Annotated in this window: 17 protein-coding genes and 1 tRNA gene; 10 read left to right on the top strand and 8 right to left on the bottom strand. The window is 70.9% G+C overall.

Features of this window, described 5'->3' with window-relative positions:
• Window positions 1-20: 20 nt before the first annotated feature.
• Window positions 21-776, bottom strand: coding sequence for an HNH endonuclease family protein (locus tag ACH4VX_RS15865; protein WP_398367981.1), 756 nt, complete (start codon window positions 774-776; stop codon window positions 21-23).
• Between the two features lie 162 nt (window positions 777-938).
• Here ACH4VX_RS15865 and ACH4VX_RS15870 point away from each other — a divergent pair, with 162 nt between their 5' ends.
• Window positions 939-1,124: an antitoxin gene (locus ACH4VX_RS15870; protein ID WP_398367982.1), complete on the top strand. Its 186-nt coding sequence runs from the start codon at window positions 939-941 to the stop codon at window positions 1,122-1,124.
• A gap of 65 nt (window positions 1,125-1,189) precedes the next feature.
• Here the strand turns inward: ACH4VX_RS15870 and mfd are convergent, their stop codons facing one another.
• From mfd to ACH4VX_RS15900, 6 genes are all read right to left on the bottom strand, one after another.
• Window positions 1,190-4,747, bottom strand: a complete 3,558-nt coding sequence (mfd, locus tag ACH4VX_RS15875; RefSeq protein ID WP_398367983.1) for a transcription-repair coupling factor — start codon at window positions 4,745-4,747, stop codon at window positions 1,190-1,192.
• 306 nt (window positions 4,748-5,053) lie between these two features.
• The gene (locus ACH4VX_RS15880) at window positions 5,054-7,633 is read right to left on the bottom strand and encodes an ABC transporter permease (RefSeq protein WP_398367984.1); all 2,580 of its coding nucleotides are present in this window, start codon (window positions 7,631-7,633) and stop codon (window positions 5,054-5,056) included.
• Window positions 7,630-8,418, bottom strand: a complete 789-nt coding sequence (locus tag ACH4VX_RS15885) for an ABC transporter ATP-binding protein (protein ID WP_398367985.1) — start codon at window positions 8,416-8,418, stop codon at window positions 7,630-7,632. The genes ACH4VX_RS15880 and ACH4VX_RS15885 overlap by 4 nt, the downstream gene beginning before the upstream one ends.
• Window positions 8,419-9,256: 838 nt before the next feature.
• Window positions 9,257-10,141, bottom strand: coding sequence for a cellulose-binding protein (locus ACH4VX_RS15890; RefSeq protein ID WP_398367986.1), 885 nt, complete (start codon window positions 10,139-10,141; stop codon window positions 9,257-9,259).
• 203 nt (window positions 10,142-10,344) lie between these two features.
• On the bottom strand, window positions 10,345-13,050 hold the full coding sequence (locus ACH4VX_RS15895) for an SUKH-4 family immunity protein (RefSeq protein ID WP_398367987.1): 2,706 nt from the start codon (window positions 13,048-13,050) through the stop codon (window positions 10,345-10,347).
• Between the two features lie 9 nt (window positions 13,051-13,059).
• Window positions 13,060-14,079, bottom strand: a complete 1,020-nt coding sequence (locus tag ACH4VX_RS15900; protein ID WP_398367988.1) for an SMI1/KNR4 family protein — start codon at window positions 14,077-14,079, stop codon at window positions 13,060-13,062.
• Between the two features lie 352 nt (window positions 14,080-14,431).
• Between ACH4VX_RS15900 and ACH4VX_RS15905 the strand changes: the two genes are divergently transcribed.
• Together ACH4VX_RS15905 and ACH4VX_RS15910 are read left to right on the top strand one after the other, a co-directional pair.
• On the top strand, window positions 14,432-14,959 hold the full coding sequence (locus ACH4VX_RS15905; RefSeq protein ID WP_398367989.1) for a YwqJ-related putative deaminase: 528 nt from the start codon (window positions 14,432-14,434) through the stop codon (window positions 14,957-14,959).
• Between the two features lie 44 nt (window positions 14,960-15,003).
• Entirely contained in the window at window positions 15,004-15,534 is a 531-nt protein-coding gene (locus ACH4VX_RS15910) for an SUKH-3 domain-containing protein (RefSeq protein ID WP_398367990.1), read from the top strand.
• Between the two features lie 18 nt (window positions 15,535-15,552).
• Here the strand turns inward: ACH4VX_RS15910 and ACH4VX_RS15915 are convergent, their stop codons facing one another.
• Window positions 15,553-16,857: a sensor histidine kinase gene (locus ACH4VX_RS15915; RefSeq protein ID WP_398367991.1), complete on the bottom strand. Its 1,305-nt coding sequence runs from the start codon at window positions 16,855-16,857 to the stop codon at window positions 15,553-15,555.
• Window positions 16,858-17,024: 167 nt separating this feature from the next.
• On the opposite strand from ACH4VX_RS15915, the gene ACH4VX_RS15920 reads away from it, so the two are divergent.
• From ACH4VX_RS15920 to ACH4VX_RS15950, 7 genes are all read left to right on the top strand, one after another.
• Window positions 17,025-17,897 (top strand): hypothetical protein, encoded by an 873-nt coding sequence (locus tag ACH4VX_RS15920; protein WP_398367992.1) that lies wholly within the window; start codon window positions 17,025-17,027, stop codon window positions 17,895-17,897.
• A gap of 6 nt (window positions 17,898-17,903) precedes the next feature.
• Window positions 17,904-17,974 (top strand) — tRNA-Gln (locus ACH4VX_RS15925).
• A gap of 123 nt (window positions 17,975-18,097) precedes the next feature.
• Window positions 18,098-19,543: a bifunctional UDP-N-acetylglucosamine diphosphorylase/glucosamine-1-phosphate N-acetyltransferase GlmU gene (gene glmU, locus ACH4VX_RS15930; protein WP_398367993.1), complete on the top strand. Its 1,446-nt coding sequence runs from the start codon at window positions 18,098-18,100 to the stop codon at window positions 19,541-19,543.
• A gap of 88 nt (window positions 19,544-19,631) precedes the next feature.
• Complete coding sequence (locus tag ACH4VX_RS15935) at window positions 19,632-20,612, top strand: ribose-phosphate diphosphokinase (protein WP_398367994.1); 981 nt, start codon at window positions 19,632-19,634, stop codon at window positions 20,610-20,612.
• Between the two features lie 221 nt (window positions 20,613-20,833).
• The gene (locus ACH4VX_RS15940; RefSeq protein WP_398367995.1) at window positions 20,834-21,424 is read left to right on the top strand and encodes a 50S ribosomal protein L25/general stress protein Ctc; all 591 of its coding nucleotides are present in this window, start codon (window positions 20,834-20,836) and stop codon (window positions 21,422-21,424) included.
• Between the two features lie 70 nt (window positions 21,425-21,494).
• Complete coding sequence (pth, locus tag ACH4VX_RS15945) at window positions 21,495-22,097, top strand: aminoacyl-tRNA hydrolase (RefSeq protein ID WP_398367996.1); 603 nt, start codon at window positions 21,495-21,497, stop codon at window positions 22,095-22,097.
• Between the two features lie 99 nt (window positions 22,098-22,196).
• Window positions 22,197-22,682, top strand: a complete 486-nt coding sequence (locus ACH4VX_RS15950) for a hypothetical protein (RefSeq protein WP_398367997.1) — start codon at window positions 22,197-22,199, stop codon at window positions 22,680-22,682.
• Window positions 22,683-22,708 lie beyond the last annotated feature (26 nt).

Here is a 22,708-nt window from a genome sequence, read left to right on the forward strand (position 1 = left end):
GTTGTTCACAGCGGTGCCGCTCAGCCGCCGCACTGCTCCAGCATCATGCGCTTGTCGGCCGGTGTCACCGGCATCTCGTACTTGACGGCGACCTGGGCGAAGCGGACCGCGTAGGAGCAGCGGATCCTCTTGCTCGGGGGCAGCCAGGATGCGGGTCCGGAGTCGCTCTTGGACGAGTTGGCGGAGCCGTCCACCGGGAGCAGGTTGAGGGGGTCGTTGGCGAGCTGCCGCCGCTTCTCCTCCTCCCAGCGCGAGGAGCCCATCTGCCAGCTGTAGGAGAGCGGCACGACGTGGTCGATCTGCACCTCGGCGGCCTCCTGCTTGCGCCACTCGATGGCCGTGCCGGTGTACGGGTCGGCCAGGGTCATGGCGACCACCACGCAGTCGGACCCGGACCGGAACCGCACGTCCTCACCGTCGCGCTGCAGCAGATCGTTGCGGGTGTCGCAGCCGTTCCTCGCGAGCGGCACTCCGTCCGCCGTGTCCATCCAGGCGTAACCGAACTCGTCGCGGTCGTAGCCCGTCTTCGGTCCGCGGCCCTTGGTCGTCACCTTCGATATGAGGTCGACGGCCTCGGCCCGGTCCGGCTCGCCGGTCACGGACGCGAGGCCCGGTTCGGTGCCGTCGGGGTTGTCCAGCGGGCTGACGGCGCGTCCGGCGCTGCCGTCCGGTTCCGCGTCCTGGACGCCCTCGCAGCCGGCGAGGAGGGCCACCGCGGCGATCACCACCGGTCCCGTGCGCCGAACCTGTGCGCTCCACCTCTTGCTCCGTGTCACCGCGCCCTCCCTCGTTCTTCTGATTCCTGCCCCGCCGGGGGCGGGTCGATCCGGACCTCACCGTAACGAGCGAGAGGTCCAGACCAATTCAACACTTCACGGGCATTCGTCGCAAAGCGCGCGTATCGTCGATTCCGAGTCATCTCCGGAAGGAGTTCCCGCATGGGCATCCTCGACAAGTTCAAGAGCAACAAGGCGGCGCGCGACAAGGCCAAGCAAGCCTCGGACGCCGCGGAACGGAAGATGAACGAGAGGACCGGCGGCAAGTACGAGCAGCACATCGACACCGGACAGCAACAGGCCGAACGCCGGCTCGGCATGGACCGCGATCGTCCCGACCGGCCGTAAGGCCTCGCGCACCTGTCGGGGCCGTCCACGGCGGCCTTCGCCGTGGACGGCTTCCCGTCCGCGGGTCAGGAACCCAGGACCGACGTCAGGAACTCCCCGACCCAGCCCAGCAGGTCCCGCCCGACCAGCGGCTTGCCGCCCACCTTCGCGGTCTTCGGGCGCGGGACCAGCACCTGGTGCGCGGTCGCCTTGATGACCGTGCCCGGGTACAGGCGCTTCAGGCGCAGTTCCTGGGACTCGCGCAACTCCACCGGCGCGAAACGGATGTTGCTGCCCTGGAGCACGACCTCGCCGACGCCGCACGCGCGGGCCAGCATCCGCAGCCCCGCCACCAGCAGCAGGTTCTCCACCGGCTCCGGCAACTTGCCGTAACGGTCGACGAGTTCCTCACGTACGGCCTTGACGTCCTCCTCCGAGTTCGCGGAGGCGATCGCCCGGTACGCCTGGAGGCGCAGCCGCTCGCCGGGCGCGTAGTCGTGCGGGACGTGCGCGTCGACGGGCAGCTCGATCTTGACCTCGAGCGGCGGCTCCTCCTCGGTCCCGCCGGTCTCCAGCTGGCGCCGGTAGTCGGCGACCGCCTCGCCGACCATCCGCACGTACAGGTCGAAACCGACGCCCGCGATGTGCCCGGACTGCTCGCCGCCGAGCAGGTTTCCGGCGCCGCGGATCTCCAGGTCCTTCATCGCCACGTACATGCCCGCGCCCATCTCGGTGTGCTGGGCGATCGTCGCGAGCCGTTCGTGCGCGGTCTCCGTCAGCGGCTTCTCCGGCGGGTACAGGAAGTAGGCGTACCCGCGCTCCCGTCCCCGCCCCACCCGGCCGCGCAGCTGGTGCAGCTGGCTGAGGCCGAAGTTGTCGCCGCGCTCGACGATCAGGGTGTTGGCGTTGGAGATGTCGATGCCGGACTCGACGATCGTCGTCGACACCAGCACGTCGAACTTCTTCTCCCAGAAGTCGACGACGACCTGTTCCAGCGCCGACTCCGACATCTGGCCGTGGGCGGTGGCGATCCGCGCCTCGGGCACGATCTCCCGCAGCCGGGCCGCCGCCCGGTCGATGGACTCGACCCGGTTGTGGATGTAGAAGACCTGGCCCTCGCGCAGCAGTTCGCGGCGGATCGCGGCGCCGATCTGCTTCTGCTCGTACGGGCCGACGAACGTGAGCACCGGGTGCCGCTCCTCCGGCGGGGTGGTGATCGTCGACATCTCGCGGATGCCGGTGACCGCCATCTCCAGGGTGCGCGGGATCGGCGTGGCGGACATGGTCAGCACGTCGACGTTGGCGCGCAGCTTCTTCAGCTGCTCCTTGTGCTCGACGCCGAAGCGCTGCTCCTCGTCGACGATGACCAGCCCGAGGTCCTTGAACTTGGTCTCCGAGGAGAACAGGCGGTGGGTGCCGATGACGACGTCCACCGAGCCCTCGCGCAGACCCTCCAGGGCCGCCTTGGCCTCGGCGTCCGTCTGGAACCGGGACAGCGCCCGCACGTTCACCGGGAACTGCGCGTACCGCTCGCTGAACGTCCCGAAGTGCTGCTGCACCAGCAGCGTGGTGGGGACGAGGACGGCGACCTGCTTGCCGTCCTGTACGGCCTTGAAGGCGGCCCGTACCGCGATCTCGGTCTTGCCGTAGCCGACGTCGCCGCAGATCAGGCGGTCCATGGGGATCGACTTCTCCATGTCCTCCTTGACCTCGGCGATGGTGGTGAGCTGGTCGGGCGTCTCCACGTAGGGGAAGGCGTCCTCCAGCTCGCGCTGCCAGGGCGAGTCGGCGCCGAAGGCGTGGCCGGGCGCGGCCATGCGGGCGCTGTACAGCTTGATCAGGTCGGCGGCGATCTCCTTGACCGCCTTCTTGGCGCGCGCCTTGGTCTTGGTCCAGTCGGCGCCGCCGAGGCGGTGCAGGGTGGGGGCCTCGCCGCCGACGTACTTGGTGATCTGCTCCAGCTGGTCGGTGGGGATGTAGAGGCGGTCGCCGGGCTGGCCGCGCTTGGCGGGGGCGTACTCCACGACCAGGTACTCGCGGGTGGCGCCCTGCACGGTGCGCTGCACCATCTCGATGTAGCGGCCCACGCCGTGCTGCTCGTGGACGATGTGGTCGCCCGCCTCCAGGGTGAGCGGGTCGATGGTCTTGCGGCGCCGGGCCGGCATCCGGGCGCCCTCGCGGCCGGACGCCTTCTGGCCGGTCAGGTCGGTCTCGGTGAGCAGGGCGAGCTTGAGCACCGGGTCGACGAAGCCGTGGTCGATGCAGCCGCAGGAGACGTGCACGACGGACGGGGTGATCTCGCCCAGGTCGTTGTCGAGGCGTGCGGCGATGCCCTCGCCGCCGAGTACCTCGACCGTGCGGGCGGCCGGACCGTGGCCCTCGGTGACGAACACCGTGCGCCATCCGTCGGCGAGCCAGCCCTTGGTGTCGGCGAGGGCTCTGGCGGTGTCGCCGCGGTAGGTCTCCGGGGCGTGCATGCCCAGCTTGAGGGTGTCCCCCGCCGCGTCGGCGGCATACGTCTCCGTGAGCTCCTCGTCCGCGGCGAAGGGCGACACCGACCACCACATCATGTCCAGCTCGCGGGCCCGGTCGCGGACGTCCGCGATGGACCGCAGGGAGGCCGCGCCGACGTCGATGGGCGCCTCGCCGCCGCCTGCGGTGGCCGCCCAGGACGCCTGCAGGAACTCCTGCGAGGTGGCCACGAGGTCCGACGCGCGCGTGCGCACCCGCTCCGGGTCGCAGACGACGGCCATGGAGCCCTTGGGCAGCACGTCCAGCAGCAGCTCCATGTCGTCGACGAGGACGGGCGCCAGGGACTCCATGCCCTCGACGGCGATGCCCTCGGCGATCTTCCCGAGCAGCTCGCCCAGTTCCGGGTGGATCTCGGCGAGGACCCGCGCACGTTCCCGTACGTCCTCGGTGAGCAGCAGCTCACGGCACGGCGGGGCCCACAGGCCGTGCTCGGCGACCTCCAGGGAGCGCTGGTCGGCGACCTTGAAGTAGCGGATCTCCTCGACGTCGTCGCCCCAGAACTCCACGCGCAGGGGGTGTTCCTCGGTGGGCGGGAACACGTCGAGGATGCCGCCGCGTACGGCGAACTCGCCGCGCTTCTCGACCAGCTCCACGCGCGCGTACGCGGCGGCGGCGAGGGCTTCGACGATCTCGTTGAGGTCGGCGCTCCGGCCGCTCCGCAGGGAGACCGGTTCCAGGTCGCCCAGGCCCTTGACCTGCGGCTGGAGCACCGAGCGTACGGGCGCTACGACGACGGAGACCGGGCCGGTCTCGGGGTCGTCCGGGCGGGGGTGGGCCAGGCGGCGCAGTACGGCGAGGCGGCGGCCGACGGTGTCGCTGCGGGGGCTGAGCCGCTCGTGCGGCAGCGTCTCCCAGGCCGGGTACTCCACGACTTTCTCGGACGGGAGCAGGGAGCGCAGGGCCGCCGCCAGGTCCTCCGCCTCGCGTCCCGTCGCCGTCACCGCCAGCACGGGGCGGCCGGTGTCACGGGCCAGGGCGGCGACCGCGAAGGGCCGGGCCGCGGGCGGGCCGACCAGGTCGACGTGCATGCGGTTGCCGTCCGCGGCGGCCGCGATCGCTTCCGCGAGGGCGGTGTCCTTGACTACGGCGTCGAGCAGACCGTGCAGGCTCATTCGGGGCGCTTTCCGTCCGGGGGTGTGCAACACGACGGGCCCGACGCGCGCTGCGGGCCGGGGGTGTCCAGCGTACGTCGCCGCGCCGGAGGGTGCCGGGGCTGTGGACAACGTGCGCCGGCCGGCGGGGCGGCGCCGGTGCTCGACTCCCAGGGGGCTCCCCCCTGGCCCCCGGCCTGTACCCACCCGTCACCCGACTCGGCCGGCCGAAGGCCGAGGGGCCGGGACATACGTACCCGGCGCCGGAAAGTCCCCCGAGGACTTTCCGGCGCCGGGTGTTTCCCCCGCAACCCCCGTGTGCGGTGGCTAATCGGTGGCGATGGCGTTCAGGACGTTCATGCGGCCGGCACGGAAGGCCGGGACCAGGGCGGCGAACAGACCCACGAAGGCCGAGCCGATGAACACGCCGATGATCGTCGGCCACGGGATGTCGAGGACCTTCAGGCCCTCCAGGGCGAGCAGCTGCTGCGCGGTGGCACCCCAGCCCATGCCCAGTCCCAGGCCCAGCAGGGCACCGAAGAGGGCGATCACGACCGACTCCATGCGGATCATGCGGCGCAGCTGCCGGCGCGAGAGGCCGATGGCCCGCATCAGGCCGATCTCCCGGGTGCGTTCCACGACCGACAGGGCCAGGGTGTTCACCACACCGAGGATCGCGACGACGATCGCCAGGGCCAGCAGGCCGTAGATCATGTTCAGCAGCTGGCCGATCTGGTCCTTCAGCGCCTCCTTGTAGTCGGTCTGGTCGCGCACCGTGTACTGCGGGTAGTCGTGCAGCGCGTCCTTCAGCGCCGTGTACGCGGCGTCGGTCCCTCCGTCCTTCGCCGAGGCGAAGAGCAGCGTGTCCAGCGGCAGTTTGTCGGCCGGCACATACGTGGCGAGGGTGTCGATGGACGTGTACATCGCGCCCGCGTCGACGACGCCCTCGCTGCTGGTGATCGCCCGGACCGTCAGCTCGCCCGTCTCGCCGTCCTTGAACGCGATCTCGATCTTCGAGCCGACGCTGATGCCGTGGTCCTTCGCGAAGTCCTCGTGGACGGACATCGAGTCGGGCTCGTAGGCGTCGTCGAGCTTTCCGGCGACCGTCTCGACCCGCAGGTCGGTCGCGTACGTCGGATCGGCCGCCGTGATCGCCGTGTCCTTCAGCGTCTTGCCGTCGGGCGTGGTGAAGTCGGCCTCGGTCCACTTGTACTCGGTGACCCGGTCCACCCCGGGTGACTTCTTCACGGCCTCGACGGCCTGCGGAGTGATCAGCTGGCCGTTGTCGGACTGGATGATGAAGTCCGTGCCCACGGCCTTGTCGAGTTCGTCGGTGGCGGACGCCACCATGGAGGAGCCGACCACGGACAGGCACGCCACCAGCGCGAGGCCGATCATCAGCGCGGCGCCCGTCGCTCCGGTACGGCGCGGGTTGCGCAGGGCGTTGCGCTCGGCCATGCGGCCCACGGGACCGAAGGCCCGCAGCAGGATCGCGCCGAGGACGCGCACCACACCGCTCGCCAGCACCGGACCGACGACGACGAAGCCGATCAGGGACAGCACCACGCCCAGGCCCAGCCACATCGAGCCGTCCGTCGCCTTGTCCGCGCTGCCCGCCAGGTACAGGGCGAAGCCGCCGGCGCCGGTGAGGACCAGGCCGATCCCGCCGCGTATCCAGCCGGCCCTGGCGTCCGCCGGGGTACCGGCGTCGCGCAGCGCGGCCATCGGGGAGATCTTGCCGGCCCGCCGGGCGGGCAGGTAGGCGGCGAGCACCGTGACGACCACGCCGAGGAGCAGTCCGAGCGCCGGGGTCGTCCAGGCCACCGTGAGGTCGTCCGTGGACAGCTCCATGCCCATCATGCCCATGAGCTTCATCAGGCCGACCGCGAGACCGACGCCCGCGCCGACCCCGAGGACCGAACCGAAGACGCCGAGCAGCAGCGCCTCGACCAGCACCGAACGGTTGACCTGCTTGCGGGACGAGCCGATCGCCCGCATCAGGCCGATCTCCCGGGTGCGCTGGGCGACCAGCATGGAGAAGGTGTTGATGATCAGGAAGATGCCGACGAGGAAGGCGATCCCCGCGAAGCCGAGCATCGCGTACTTCATGACGTTCATGAAGTCGCCGACGCTCTCCTGGTTGGCCTCGGCGGTCTCCTCGGCGGTCTGCACCTTGTAGGCGCCGCCGAGTTCGGCCGCGACGTTCTTCTTCAGCTGTGTGTCGCTGACGTCGGCCGCGGCGGTGACGTTGACGTTGGTGTAGACGCCGCTCTCGCCGACCAGGGTCTGCTGCGCGGTCTTCGTGTCCAGGTAGAAGATCGCCGCACCGGGGTTGGTGACCGTGAAGTCGGCGATGCCGGAGACCTTCGCGGTGTGCGTGCCGACCACGGTGATCACACCGATCTCGTCACCGAGCTTCAGGTCGTGCTTGTCGGCGGTGTCGGCGTCGACCATGATCTGGTCCGCGCCCTCGGGCGCCGCACCGGAGGTGATCTCCATGGTGCGGGCGTCGTTGCCGTTCCAGCTGCCGACGATGGTCGGGCCGCCGCTGGTCGGCGAGAGGTTGTCCTTGTCGCCGTCGACGACGGTCACCGAGGTGGAGAACACCGTGCCCTCGGCCGACTTCACGCCGTCCGCGCCCTTGACCTCATCGAGCACGGAGGCCGGTATCACCGGCGGCTTGCCGTTGTCCGCGGTCGTCTCACCGCTGTCGGAGGCGCCCTTGGCGCTCACCGTGACGTCCGACGACGTGGCGGCGAAGAGCTTGTCGAACGTCGTGTTCATGGTGTCCGTGAACACCAGCGTCCCGCACACGAACGCCACGGACAGCAGCACCGCCACCGCGGACAGTGCCATCCGCCCCTTGTGCGCGAAGAAGTTGCGCATGGAGGTCTTCAGGACGGTCATGACGTGCGCCCCCGGGCGTCGAAGTCCTTCATGCGGTCCAGGACCTGCTCGGCGGTCGGCTGGTGCATCTCGTCGACGATGCGGCCGTCGGCGAGGTACAGCACCCGGTCGGCGTAGGAGGCGGCCACGGGATCGTGGGTGACCATCACGATGGTCTGGCCCAGGTCGTCCACCGAGCGGCGCAGGAAGCCGAGCACCTCGGCGCCGGCGCGGGAGTCGAGGTTCCCGGTCGGCTCGTCGCCGAAGATGATCTCCGGCCGGGCCGCCAGCGCCCGCGCCACCGCGACCCGCTGCTGCTGACCGCCGGACAGCTGCGTCGGCCGGTGCTTCAGCCGCTCCGCGAGCCCGACGGTCTCCACCACCCGGTCCAGCCACACCTTGTCGGGCTTGCGGCCGGCGATGTCCATGGGCAGCGTGATGTTCTCGATCGCGTTCAGCGTCGGCAGCAGGTTGAACGCCTGGAAGATGAAGCCGATCCGGTCCCGGCGCAGCCGCGTGAGCTTCTTGTCCTTCAGGCCGGTGATCTCGGTCTCGTCCAGATGGATCTGACCGGACGTCACGGTGTCGAGTCCGGCGAGGCAGTGCATCAGCGTGGACTTGCCGGACCCCGAGGGCCCCATGATCGCGGTGAACCGACCGCGGGCGATGTCCACGTCGACGTGGTCGAGGGCGACGACACGGGTCTCGCCCGACCCGTACGCCTTCACGACCTGCCGCGCCCGCGCGGCAACGGCCGTAGTCCCTCCAGTGCCCCCGTGCCTGGGAATGGTCACAGCCGATGTCACGGTAAGTCTCCTATGTCGGTCAGCAGATGAAAGCGGTGCTCCGGCGCCCGCCCGTCGTACCCGGCGGCCGCTTCGTGCGTGTTCGTGCGACGTGGTTCAGTCTGGCGGCCGGCAGGGGTCCCGCGCCCTGGTGCCCAGCGCAGTCTTGTACTGAGGAAAACCCCACCCCCGCCGGTGTACCGCGCCACCCCCCAGCGGCGTAAAGCCAGGTTAAGGACCACCCCCGCCCCGTCTCGTCCTCCGTCGGTACGAACCCTCCCCGACCCGTAGTACGGAGGTACCCCTAGGGGCTCTCCTCCGGCAGGTGGACACCGTCTCGGGGTCGCTCCACCTGTCGGCTCATCCAGGCTCCGCCCTCCCGTGGCGTGAGGGTCAAGTGCGAAGCCGTGCGGCGGCAGACAGGTGCAAGGGGCACCCAACCGCGCGGAGGGGACTCCGGGTGGACGGCACCGGGCCGGTGACACGCGACCGCGGGCGATCCGCCGCGACCGGGCGACGCGGAGCCGTCGTCACCGCACCGACGCTCGCGACGACCCTGACGGCACTCGACTCCACCATCGTGTCCACGGCCGTCCCGCGGATCACCGGCGGCCTCGGCCGCGCGGACGACCTGGACCCCGTCACCCGCGCCCTGGACGCGGGCACCGTCCCCGAGGCGACCCGCCGGGCCGTCGCGGACGCCGTCCGCCCCGGCGCGGCGTGCGGCGGCACCGGCGTTCCCGGTCCTGCCGGTCCTCGCACCCCACGCGTTCCCGGTGCTCAAGAACCGAACGGGCCCCGCACTCCGAACGGACCCTTCCGCACCGGCCGTGCCCAGGAACTCACGCCCGGAGCCGGGTCACTCCACGGCCCGGCCCGTCAGCGCGCTGAGGCCGGCGCACACCTGGTCCAGTTGCGCCTGTACGTTCTCCCGCGTCCCGGCGTGCTCGCGCAGCACCCGCTCGGTCTCCCGCGCGACGCCCTCCGCGCGGACATGTGCCTCGGCGAGCAGTTCCGCCGCCCGCTCCCGCGCCTCCTCCGCGCGGCGCCGCGCGGTCTCCTCCGCGTCGGCGAACACCTGCCGCGCCTCGGCCAGCGCACGCTCGGCACGCTCCTCCCCCTCCGCGTGCCGGGCGTCCAGCGCGGCCACCCGCGCGGCCTCCTCACGCGCCACCGCGTCCAGCCGTTCCGCCTGCTCCCCGGCCGCCTCGGCGAGCATCCCGGAGGTGCGCTCCCGCATCTCCCGCAGCACCGCCAGGGTTTCCGCGCGCCGCTCCTTCACCTCGAGCCGGGCCTCGACCCGGATCCGGTCGGCCTCCGCGCGGGCCGCCAGCAGCACCTCCTCGGCGCGTTCATCGCTTTCGGCGCGTACGGCCTCGGCGTGCGCCTGCGCGGCCTCCCGCACGCCGGTCGCGTCGTCCCCCGCCAGGTCCGTCATGTCCCGCGCGTACTGCCGCGCCGACTCCCGTACGGCCGTCGCCTCCTCCCGGGCCAGCTCGAACAGCCGCCGCGCGCTCTCCCCGAGCGACTCGTACGTCTGCGGCGCCAGCCCCGCCACCCGCACCCGCAGCAGCTCCAGTTCCTCCTCCATCTCCCGGGCGAGGACGGTGAGCCGCGCGGCCCGCTCCCAGGCGGCGTCACGATGATCCGAGACGGCCTCGACGTACGCGATCACCTGCAAGGGACGGTAGCCACGCCCCCGTACGACCTCGAAGCCCTGCGACGACACCGATGCGCTGCTCACCCTGGAACCCCTCTCCACCGACGGACACGAAGCCCAGCACGAAAGACCGAGCACGAAATGGGATGAATCGCGCACATCTTGATGGATGACACGGAAGTGTTCATAACGCGACACTCCGCGAGAAGGGCACGCAAAAGCCGGGCCCGGTCGTCCTGACGACCGGGCCCGGCTCCTCGCGTCACACGGGGTTCAGCTGCGACGGGTCACAACAACCCGTCCCACATCTGCTCCAGCAGCACCGACCACCAGCTCTCCGGCGAACCCAGCGCCGCCGGGTCCAGCGCGGCCAACTGCGCCTGGAAGTCCACCGTCCAGCGGCCCGCCTGCTCCTGGTTCAGCCCGAACCGCAGCCGCCACATCCGGCCCAGCAGCGCCAGACAGCGCGCGAACTCCGGCAGACCGGTGTTCACGAACTGCGGCGGAACCGGCGCACCGCCCGGCCCGGACTCCACCGGCACCGCGACGATGTTCGCCGTGCCGTACTGCACGCAGATCGCCTTGCCGAAGTCGCTGCCCATCACCAGGTACGAACCCGCGTCCGAGGCCGGCTGCACACCACGCTCCGCCGCCAGCTCCGCCAGCGTCGGCACCGGCCGGCCCGGCTGGGCCTGCGCCCAGAAGAACGGACCCATGTCCAGCGGCAGCCCCGCCACCACCAGGGTGTGCGCCACGACCGGCGGCACACCCTGCCGGGACACCGCCGCCTGCTCGAACCGGAACACACCCGGCCCGAACGCCCCCGCCAGCTCCTGCGCGACGGCCTCCGGCGGAACCGGCGGCGCGGGCTGCACCGGCGGAATCGGCGCACGCACCGGCGCGGGACGCGCCGGACCGTCCGCCACCTGGTGCAACTCACCCTGGTGGGCGAGCAGCTGCCGCATGCCCTGCTGCCGGCTCGCGTGATCCGTGCCGTACGGGGCGATGGACGCGATCCGCGCCTGCGGCCACTGTTCACGGATCATCCGCGCGCAGTACGCGCCCGGCAGCTCGCACGACTCCAGCTCGGTGTGCAGCTCCAGCACCTGGTCCGGCGGCACGTTCATGGCGCGCAGCTCGTGGAAGATCTGCCACTCCGGGTGCGGCGTACCCGGCGCCGAACGCCGGATCAGCTGCCGCTCGGAACCGTCCTGCGCGCGGTAGCGCAGCACGGCCTGGTAGCCGGGGCCGACGGTCGGCCGGCCGGCGGGCGGCTGCGGATAGCCGTACGCCTGCGGCTGCCCCGGCACGGGAACTCCGGGCGGAGGCGTACCGGGGGACATCCCGCCGGGCGGCATCGGCGGAACACCGCCGGGCACCCCCGGGGGCGCCGGGGGCGGAGGCGTACCGGGCCCCGCCACCGGCGGCGCGGCCAGCACGGTCTCCGCGTGATGCACGGGCCCGCGCCCGCCTCCGGCGGTACCGGGCGGGCCAGGCGGCTGCGGAGCACCGGGAGCACCCGGGGCGGCAGGAGGACCGGGAGGCTGGGGGGCACCGGGCGGTGCCGGCGGTCGAGGGGCGCCGGGGGCACCCGGAACGCCGGGCGGCTGCGGAGCGCCCGGGGTGCCGGGAGGCGGCCCCGGAGGCTGGGGCGCGCCGGGGCCACCCGGGCCCATGCCTCCCGGATCGGCGAACATCGTCGCCGCGTGGTGGACACCACCGGGCGGCGGAGGCGGGGCCGGCGTACCGGGCGGCGGCGTCGAACCACCCGGCGTCCCCGGCCCGTCGGGGCCGAGCGGCGACACCATCTGCGTCGGCACGTACCCGCCCGCCGGAGCGGACGGCGGCGAAGGCGTGCCGCCCGGACGCGCACCCGGGGTCCCCGGGGCACCCGGCGGAGGCGGCGTCGTCGCACCCGGGCCGCGCCGCGGAGGCGGAGCCGCCTTGCTGGTCGCGGCGTCCGCGATGTCCCCGGCGTTCGGCGCGAGCGGCCGCTCCGGCGCGGCCGGCGGAGGCGTGGGCACATCGCCGGGCCCGTGCGGATGGCCGTACGGCGCACCACCCTGCGCGGGCTGCGGCGCACCCGGCGCCCCCTGCGGCACACCGGAATCCCGGACCGCCGGCGCGACGGCCGTCGGCGGAAGCCCGCTGCCGCCCGACATCAGCGCCGTCTTCGCCTCCGGCGGGGCCGCGGGCGGGGTGTCGTCGCCGAACTCGCTCAGCTGCGGCGCGAACACGGTCTCCGGCAGCGGCACGGAACGGTCCTCACCGGCATCGGCGTTGGTGTCCGTACCGGCCCACGGAGTCGCCCCGACCGGCGCACCGGCCCCCGCCCGGGAACCGCTCCCCCCGGCGGCGGGCCACGCGGCACCGCTCCCCGCCCCGACAGCCGCACCCGGACCGGAACCCGACTCCGACCCCGAAACGGAAGCCGCGGACGAAGCCGAAGCCGGACCAGCACCAGAAGCCGCGCCACCGGCGCCCGAAGCCCGACCCGAAGCCGCGGACGCCCCCGGGGCCGGACCCGAAACGGAAGCCGAAGAAGAGTCCGAACCCGCGGCCGGACCGTCGGCACCCGGGACCGACCCCGCGGACGAGCCCGAACCCTCCCCCCGCCGATCCGGAATCCCCAGCCGGTCCGCCGCCTCCTGCAACCACTCCGGCGGACTCAACAAGAACGACGTCTGATTCAGATCCACCCGCGCCGCCGGCGCCGGCTCGGGCACCACATCGTCACGGCCGTACTCCTCCTCGTACCGGCGGATCACCTCACCCACCGGCAGCGCCGGCCACAGCGTCGCCTCACCACTGTCACGGGCGATCACCAGCCGCTGCGCGCCCCCGTCCGAACGGGGCCCGTCCGCACGGTCCTCCGCCCACACCACGAACCCGAGGTCGAACTCCCGCACCCGCACCTCACGATGCTGGTACGACGGCACATCCCCGTTGACCCACTCCTCCGCACGCTCCTGCGCCTGCGCGAACGTCACCATCGCCGAAGCTCACTCCCCCGCGGAAGAAACCGGAACGGCACGCGCGAACCCGCCGTCCACCATCAGATTCGCCACCGTCTCCAGCTCCGGCGGAGACCCCGCCAGCCGGGACAGGAACACATCGAAATCGTCCCCGCACGACAACAGCAGCCGCTCCACCCGCTCGGCCGGCGGCCACGACGGATCCACGTCCCGCGCGTCGTCGTACGCGCAGAACCACACCGAACCCTGCCGCTCACCCCGCACCTTCACCGCCAGCAGACCACCCTGCACGAAGCCGACGCACAGATAGTCCTTGGTCAGATGGTCGCGAAGACACTTGTTGACGTACACGAGATCATTGACCGCCGCCTCGTCCCGCACCGTGAAGAACGGCTGGTCCACCAGCAGCCCCAGCTCCGCGTCCAACGCCGTCCCCACCGGCGCACAACCACCCGCCGCCTTCAGGAACGACCGGTACGCACCCGGCAGCCGGTACCCGAGATCCTCCTCGACCCCCAGCACCTGCGACTCCGTCACCGCCACACCCGACTTCGGCAGCCCGAAATGCGCCGGACGCGTCTCCTGCAACGGCCGCGTACCCCGCTTGTCATGGTCCACCGCCGACGTCACCACCCCGCCGTGATGCCGCAGCAGCGCCTTCACCTCGACCGGCACCAACTCCAGCCGCCGCGTATCCACCGCGTGGTGCCACGTCCAGCCGTGCGGCGTCGCCACCGCCGGCACCGTGTCCCACAACTCGTGACCGCTCGCCGCCAGCGCCGCGTTCGCCGACACATAATCCGTCAGCCGCAACTCGTCCACGCCGAAACCCTCCGGCGGCTCCGCCACCTCCGCCGCCGCACGCGCGTAGGGCGAGAAGTCGGGGTAACCACGATCGTCCACCCGTACCCCCCTCGGGTGACGGGCCGCCCGCACCGGATCCGGGAAGTGCACGATCTGCCCGGCATAGGCCGCGTTCGGCGGCACGGCATCTCCCCCAGTCTGGCGGCCGGGAGGTGCCCCCAGCCCGAGCCGACCTGTCGTCATGGCGGTTGCCCCCTGCGGCACTCTGTACGTCCCGCACCGCCCACCTTCGGACCACTACGGAACGTGTTCGACTGTCACGTCTGTCTCGACTGCTTACCGCCACGACCCCCACGGCGCCCGCACGCACCACCGCGCGGATCACCGCATGGATCGCGGTGCCGACAGCCTATGCGGTACGACTCCACCGGTCACCGGCGCCGGTCGTCCACCCTTCCGCTTCCGTGACCGGCCGTCACCCTCTCGTGACAGCCCGCCCCGACCCGGGCGTGTCGCCCCGACCCAGCTTCCGTATCAGCCACCCCATTTGGCACTCTGTGACCTCCGGGGAGATGCCCGGGAGGGGATGATGATCATGAACGTGACGCAGACGGGGCCGCACAGCGGCCCATCCGGCGACCCTCGCTCCGGCGACCCCCGCGTCGGCTGGAGCGCCACCGACGCCCCCCACACCCCCACCCTCCACCACCGCCGCGACGGCATCCTCCCCACCATCGCCGCCGCCCTCTCCGTCCGCGGCGCCACCCTCACCTGCACCGCCGCCCGCGGCGACACACCCCCCGCCCTGCACCCCCTCGTCCAGGACTTCCTCGACACCCTCACCAGCGACCAACGCGACCGCTTCACCGGCCGCTGCGCCGAAACCATCCTCATCTCCCGGCACATCACCACCGCCGACGCCGCACGCAGCAAACGCGCCGCACGCAAACCCATGACCAACGGCGAAGCCCGCAGAACCCTCAAGCAGGCCAAACTCACCACCCGCCGCATCCGCGAGGACGGCGACCCCCTCCACGGCGCCTACGCCACCCCCTGCCGCGCCTGCACCGCCCTCACCGCCCACTTCGGCGTCCGCATGGTCGACCCCGCCACCAACGGCTGACCCCAGCCCCCGCCCCACCCACGACCTCGACGAACGAAGGGCAGATGCACACCGACCGCACCTCCTCCCCCAGTCTCGGCTCCGCTCGACCGGGGGGACCCCCATCCCGCTTCGCCGTACCCGTCGACGCCGCCCTGCGCACCGCCGGCTGGCAACCCGGACGATGGAACATCAAACAAGCGGAAATCTGGGCCGACACCCTCCGCGACCACACCTCACCCGCGGGGCACCGCCACACCGTCTTCCCCGCCGCCGTCGAGGCGTGGGCCGAGTTCGGCGGACTCCATGTCACCCCCGGCGGCCCCGGCCGCCAGATCGCCCCCGCGACCCTCCACCTCGACCCCCTCCACGGCCTCCACATGGCCCGCACCCTCGGCGACCTCGGCCGCGCCCTCGACACCGAGGTCTGCCCCCTCGGCGCCGAAACCGACACCCAAGCACTCCTCGCCATCGACATCCAGGGCCGCGCCTACGCCCTCGACCACACCGGCGACTGGTACCTCGGCCCCGACATCGACCACGCCCTCACCACCCTCATCTCCGGCATACAACCCGCACGCCTCACCGCGGGCTGACCGCGACGGACGGCCGGACTACGACGCCGGAATCACCGCCGACACCCGGAAACCCCCCGCGTCCGTCGGCCCCGACACGAACACCCCGCCCAACGCCGACACCCGCTCCCTCATCCCCACCAGCCCGTTCCCCCCCGACGGCAACCCCGCCGACGACGCGGCCTCCGACGGCGGCTCGTTCTCCACCTGCATCGCGATCTCCGACACCCGATGCGCAAGACGCACATACGTCTTCGCCCCCGCCGCATGCTTGTGCACGTTCGTCAACGCCTCCTGCACCACCCGGTACGCCGTCGACTCCACCTCCCGCGCATACGAACGCGACTCCCCCACCACCGACAGATCGACAACCATCCCCGCCGCCGCCGACTGCCCCACCAACTCGTCGATCTCCGACAGACACGGCCCCTCCCCCTCGTCCACCGCCCGGGACGCAGCAACAGCCGCGGCCACCCCCACCGCCGCCAACGGCACCGACGCCCGCTCCCGCCGCTGCCCCCCGTCCCCACCGGAACGCAGCACCCCGAGCATCTCCCGCAACTCCGTCAACGCCTGCCGCCCCATGTCCCCCACCAGAGCGGCGTTCTTCACGGCCTTCTCGGGATCCTTCCGCGCCACCGCCTGCAACGCCGCCGCGTGCACCACCATCAGACTCACCCGGTGCGCCACCACGTCGTGCATCTCACGGGCGATCCGCGTCCGCTCCTCGCCCCGCGCCCACTCCGCCCGCTCCTCGGCCCGCTCCGCGAGCAACTGGAGCTCCCGCTCCAGACTGTCCGCCCGCTCCCGCAAACTCTCCATCAACCGCCGCCGAGCCCCCACATACAGACCCAGCAGCAACGGCGGCGCCGTCACCCCGATCGCCGTCGTGATCGACGCGAACGGCACGATCCAGTCCCCTACGTCCAGATCCCCCCGCGCCAGGTTCTGCCGCATCCGCACGAACATCACGATGAGCACACCCACCGACTGCATCCCGGCCAGCGACGCGATGATCCGCCGCGGCACATCGGACGCGGCCAGCGAGTACAGACCGACGACGCCCATCAGGAAACCCATCGCCGCCGGCGTCACCGCGATCGCCACCAGCACCACCGCGATCGGCCACTCCCGCCGCACCAGCAGCACGGAACCGGCCAGCACGCCGAAAACGACCCCCACGCCGACCGGGATCCCCGCCTCCCACGCGAACGGGATCCCCTCCAGCCCGCACTCCAGCGCGGACACCACCGCGAGCCCCACATCGAACACGGCACTACGCCGTCTGTCCCACCACCACGGCCCTCCCCGGGCCGTCACCAGCTCTTCCCCCGTCGTGGTCATGCCTCCAGCCTACGGGCGGGAAGCTCCGCTTTTCCGGCGAGTTTCCACGCCCGTACCGCACCGCACAGGGTGACCGATCGGCTGCGGTACGGCCCGAAATCCCTCGAACTGCTGAATCGGACACCGTTCGAGAGGGGAACCGACCATTCCGCCCGGACGGTATGCGTGTGACACACGCACCCGGCAAATACGCCGACTTCGAGAACCTGCGGGAGCAGGCGGTGGCGCTGCGACGGGCGGGACTGAGCCGACGCCAGATCCGCGACCGGCTCCACGTCGACAACAACGACATCCTCAACCGTCTCCTCCAGGGCGAGCCGGCCCCGGAATGGACGAAACGACCGAACGCCAAGGACGACCTACGGGAGAAGGCGAGGGAGCTCCGGCTCCAGGGCTGGACGTACGACCAGATCCAGGTCGAACTGGGCTGCTCGAAGGGCTCAATCTCGCTGTGGGTGAGAGACCTGCCGAAGCCGGAGCGGAAGCGAAGTCGCGAGGAAGCCTCGGCGATCGCGAGACGCGGCTGGGAAGCCACGCTCCGGCGGCGCGAGGAGGAACGCCAGCGAACCAAGGCGGCCGCCGCGAGCGAGATCGGCACACTGACCAACCGCGAACTATTCGTTGCCGGCGTAGCCCTCTATTGGGCCGAGGGCGCGAAGGACAAGCCGTACGCCAGGCGCGAGAACGTGCAGTTCGTCAACAGCGACCCTGGCGTGATCCATACCTACCTGGCCTGGCTGGACTTGCTGGGAGTGGAGCGCAGCCGTTTGCGCTACAGGGTCATGATCCACGAGACGGCTGACATCGAGGGCGCCGAGAGCTACTGGGCCAACCTAGTGGGCGCAGACGTCTCGCTGTTCCAGAAAACGACCACCAAGAAGCACAACCCCAAGACCGTCCGCAAGAACGTCGGCGATGGCTATCGGGGCTGCCTCGTGATCAGCGTCCTGCAAGGTGCCGAGCTGTACCGTCGCATCGAAGGCTGGTGGTACGGCATAGTAGGTGCTGCCACCGCAGCCGATCTAGCAAATCGGACATAGCGGTAATCCCGGGTCGTCTAAGGGCAAGACGTCAGATTTTGGATCTGATCATGGGGGTTCGAGTCCTCCCCCGGGAGCACATGCTCAAGTTCGGGCCCTGACCGGTCACCCCGGTCAGGGCCCGCTCTCATGTCCCCCCACAAACGCCCCGGTATCCTGCGGATGTCACCCCCACCCCCATCACAGCCGAAGGGCATCCCGTGAGCACCAGTCGCCCGGCAGCCGTCGTCGTTCTCGCAGCGGGTGAGGGCACCCGTATGAAGTCGGCCACACCGAAGGTCCTGCACGACATCTGTGGCCGTTCCCTGGTGGGCCATGTACTCGCCGCAGCCGGTGAGCTCCAGCCGGAGCATCTGGTCGTCGTCGTGGGTCACGCCCGGGAGGAGGTGACCGCGCATCTCGCCGAGGTCGCTCCCGAGGTGCGTACCGCCGTGCAGGCGGAGCAGAACGGTACGGGGCATGCCGTACGGATGGGGCTGGGGGAGCTGGGTGGCTCCGTGGACGGGACGGTCGTCGTCGTGTGTGGTGACACCCCGCTGTTGACGGGTGAGACGCTGCGGCAGTTGTCGGCCACGCACACCTCCGACGGCAACGCGGTGACGGTGCTGACGGCCGAGGTGCCGGACGCGACCGGTTACGGGCGGATCGTGCGGGACGACACCGGTGCCGTCACGGCGATCGTGGAGCACAAGGACGCGTCGGAGGCGCAGCGGGCGATCCGGGAGATCAACTCGGGTGTGTTCGCGTTCGACGGGGCGCTGTTGGCGGACGCGTTGAAGAAGGTGCGTACGGACAACAGTCAGGGTGAGGAGTATCTGACGGACGTGCTCGGGATCCTGCGCGAGGCGGGGCACCGGGTGGGTGCGTCGGTGGCGGGGGATCACCGTGAGATCGCGGGGATCAACAACCGGGTGCAGCTTTCGGAGGCCCGGCGGATCCTCAACGACCGGTTGTTGACCGCCGCCATGATGTCGGGTGTCACCGTGATCGATCCGGCCTCGACGTGGGTCGACGTCACCGTGACGTTCGGGCAGGACGTGGTCGTTCATCCGGGGACGCAGTTGCACGGGGCCACGCATCTCGCCGAGGGGTGCGAGGTGGGGCCGAACACGCGACTGACCGACACGCGGGTGGGCGCCGGTGCGCGGGTGGACAACGCGGTGGCGGTGAGCGCCGAGGTGGGTCCTGAGGCGAGTGTGGGGCCGTACGCGTATCTGCGTCCGGGGTCGCGGTTGGCGCGCAAGGCGAAGATCGGTACGTACGTGGAGACGAAGAACGCGTCGATCGGTGAGGGGACGAAGGTTCCGCATCTGTCGTATGTGGGGGACGCGACGATCGGCGAGTTCTCGAACATCGGTGCGGCGAGCGTGTTCGTCAATTACGACGGACAGGACAAACATCACACGACGGTCGGGTCGCACTGCAAGACGGGTTCGGACAACATGTTTGTGGCGCCTGTCACGGTCGGGGACGGTGCTTACACGGCTGCCGGGTCGGTGATCACCAAGGATGTGCCGCCGGGTTCGCTGGCCGTGGCCCGTGGCCAGCAGCGGAATATCGAGGGTTGGGTGGCTCGTAAGCGTCCGGGGAGTGCGGCCGCGAAGGCGGCGGAGGCGGCTTCGCGGGAGCCGGCCGACGAGGACTGACCGGATTCGGCCCTCCCGGACAGGGCGTACCGTGATAAGTGCACTTCCGCACCCCCACCAGCTGCGACACCTCTGAGGAGATTGTGCTGTGACCGGGATCAAGACGACCGGCGAGAAGAAGATGATGTTCTTCTCCGGCCGCGCCCACCCCGAGCTTGCCGAGGAAATCGCCCAACAGCTGGATGTCGGGGTCGTGCCGACGAAGGCCTTCGACTTCGCCAATGGCGAGATCTACGTGCGGTACCAGGAGTCGGCCCGTGGTGCCGACTGCTTCCTGATCCAGAGCCACACCGCTCCGATCAACAAGTGGATCATGGAGCAGTTGATCATGATCGACGCGCTGAAGCGTGCGTCGGCCAGGTCCATCACGGTCATCGTGCCGTTCTACGGTTACGCGCGGCAGGACAAGAAGCACCGGGGTCGTGAACCGATTTCGGCGCGTCTGATCGCGGACCTGATGAAGACGGCGGGCGCGGACCGGCTGCTGGCCGTGGATCTGCACACGGATCAGATCCAGGGCTTCTTCGACGGGCCCGTCGACCATCTGTTCGCGTTGCCGCTCCTTGCGGACTACGTGGGCACGAAGGTGGACCGTTCGAAGCTGACGGTGGTGTCTCCGGACGCGGGCCGTGTGCGGGTGGCGGACCGTTGGTGCGACCGGCTGGGTGCGCCGCTGGCGATCGTGCACAAGCGCCGGGACAAGGACGTGGCGAACCAGGTCACGGTGCACGAGGTCGTGGGTGACGTGGAGGGGCGTATCTGCGTCCTCGTCGACGACATGATCGACACGGGTGGCACGATCTGCGCCGCGGCGGACGCGTTGTTCGCGCATGGTGCGGAGGACGTGATCGTGACGGCGACGCACGGTGTGCTGTCGGGTCCGGCGGCGGACCGGCTGAAGAACTCGCGGGTGAGTGAGTTCGTGTTCACCAACACGCTGCCGACGCCGGGTGAGCTGAGCGAATCGCTGGACAAGATCAAGGTGCTGTCGATCGCGCCGACGATCGCGCGTGCGGCGCGTGAGGTGTTCCAGGACGGCTCGGTGACGAGCCTGTTCGACGAGCAGTAGGCACGAGCGGCAGACACGTGCAGTAAGGGTTCTGCACCGGGTCTCCCGGTGATCGTTTTGGGTGCGGCCTCCTGGTCCGAGTAGACTGCTGAAGTTGCTCGGCGAGGGAGGCCGTTCCGCTTTGTACGAGGCGGATTCGGCGGTCCGTTATCGACGCGCTCTTCGTAGCAGGCCGTTCGTGGCCGGGTGACCACGTCCGTTTCTGACTTCGAGGAGTGACTATGTCCGAGGTGAAGATCTCCGCCGCGACGCGCACCGAGTTCGGCAAGGGGGCCGCGCGCCGTATCCGCCGCGACAACAAGGTTCCGGGTGTGCTGTACGGGCACGGTTCGGACCCGCTGCACCTGACCCTTCCGGGCCACGAGCTGCTGCTTGCGCTGCGTACGTCGAACGTGCTGATCGCGCTGGACATCGACGGCACGTCGAACGAGCTGGCGATCCCGAAGGCCGTGCAGCGCGACCCGCTGAAGGGCTTCCTGGAGCACATCGACCTGCAGCTGGTCCAGCGCGGCGAGACGGTCACGGTGGAGATCCCGGTCCACACCGAGGGCGAGCTGGCCCCGGGCGGCTACCTGCTGGAGCACGTGCTGGGCACCCTGACGGTCGAGGCCGAGGCCACCCACATCCCCGAGTCGGTCTCGGTGTCCGTCGAGGGCCTGGCGGCCGGTGCCTCCATCCACGCCAAGGACATCCCCCTCCCGAAGGGCACCAAGCTGGCCATCGAGGGGGACACGGTCGTCATCCAGGTGCTGTCCTCGCAGGCGGAGGAGGCGCCCGCCGCGGGAGAGGGCGAAGAGGCCACCGAGGCCTGATCCTCTTCCGGAGTCGTTTCGTCGGCCGCTGTTCCCGTGCGGGGCAGCGGCCGACGCGTATGAGGGAGGCATGGGCGTGACGACGGATGCGGCGGGTCCCTGGCTGGTCGTGGGGCTGGGCAATCCGGGGCCGGAGTACGCGATGAACCGCCACAACGTGGGGTTCATGGTGGCCGATCTGCTGGCGGAGCGGATCGGGGGCCGGTTCAAGCGGGCCGGTAAGGCGCAGGCGCAGGTCGTGGAGGGCCGGATCGGGCCGCCGGGGCCGGCGAACAGGCGGGTGATCCTGGCGAAGCCGATGTCGTACATGAATCTGTCGGGCGGGCCGGTGAACGCGCTGCGGGAGTTCTACAAGGTGCCGGTGGAGCGGGTGCTGGCGGTCCATGACGAGCTGGACATCGATTACGGGACGCTGCGGCTGAAGCTGGGCGGCGGGGACAACGGCCACAACGGGCTGAAGTCGATGACGAAGGCGTTCGGGCGGGATTACCACCGGGTGCGGTTCGGGATCGGGCGGCCGCCGGGGCGGATGCAGGTGGCGGACTTCGTGCTGAAGGATTTCTCGTCGGCGGAGCGCAAGGAGCTGGACTACTTCGTGGACCGGGCGGCGGACGCGGTGGAGTGTCTGGTGATCGAGGGGCTGGAACGGGCGCAGGGCACGTACAACTCGTGACGTGCTGATGGGCACATCGGTTGACTTGTCCCCCTCCTCGAGGCCTGCCGGGCCCACCCGGGTTGACCGACCGCAAGGTCATGGCCAAGGATCTCGGCCATGTCTCCCGCTGCCCGCTCCTCCCGTGGCTCCTCCGCCCTGCGGTTCGGCCGGTTCGCGGCGATGGGCACGGTCACCGCGCTGATCCTGATCGCGGGTGTGTGGGCGTCGTGGGGTACGGCGCAGCACGCGATGCTGACGAAGGGGCGCGAGCGCGGCACGGTGGAGGTGACGCGGTGCGGCGCGAAGACGTGTACGGGGCCGTACACACCGCTGTCGCAGGGGTCGCAGCCGCGTGCGCAGGTCGTGCTGGAGGAGTCGGTGGCCGTGGCGGAGGGGCGGACGTACGCGGTGGTGCTGAAGCCGGATGGCACTCGTGCGGTCCGGTCGGGTCCCGCCGGGGTCCTGTACGCGTGGGTTCCGCTGGGCGGCGCGCTGCTGCTCGCGTCGGTCGTGGTGGCCGGGGGTCTGCTGCGGACGCGGGCGGCGTGGGTGCTGGGGCTGTCGGGGGCGGCACTGCTGACGGCGGCTTTCCTGGCCGTATAGGGCATAGGACATAGGACAAGGGGGTG

The sequence above is a fragment of the Streptomyces sp. NPDC020731 genome (assembly GCF_044334705.1).
Taxonomy (GTDB): domain Bacteria; phylum Actinomycetota; class Actinomycetes; order Streptomycetales; family Streptomycetaceae; genus Streptomyces.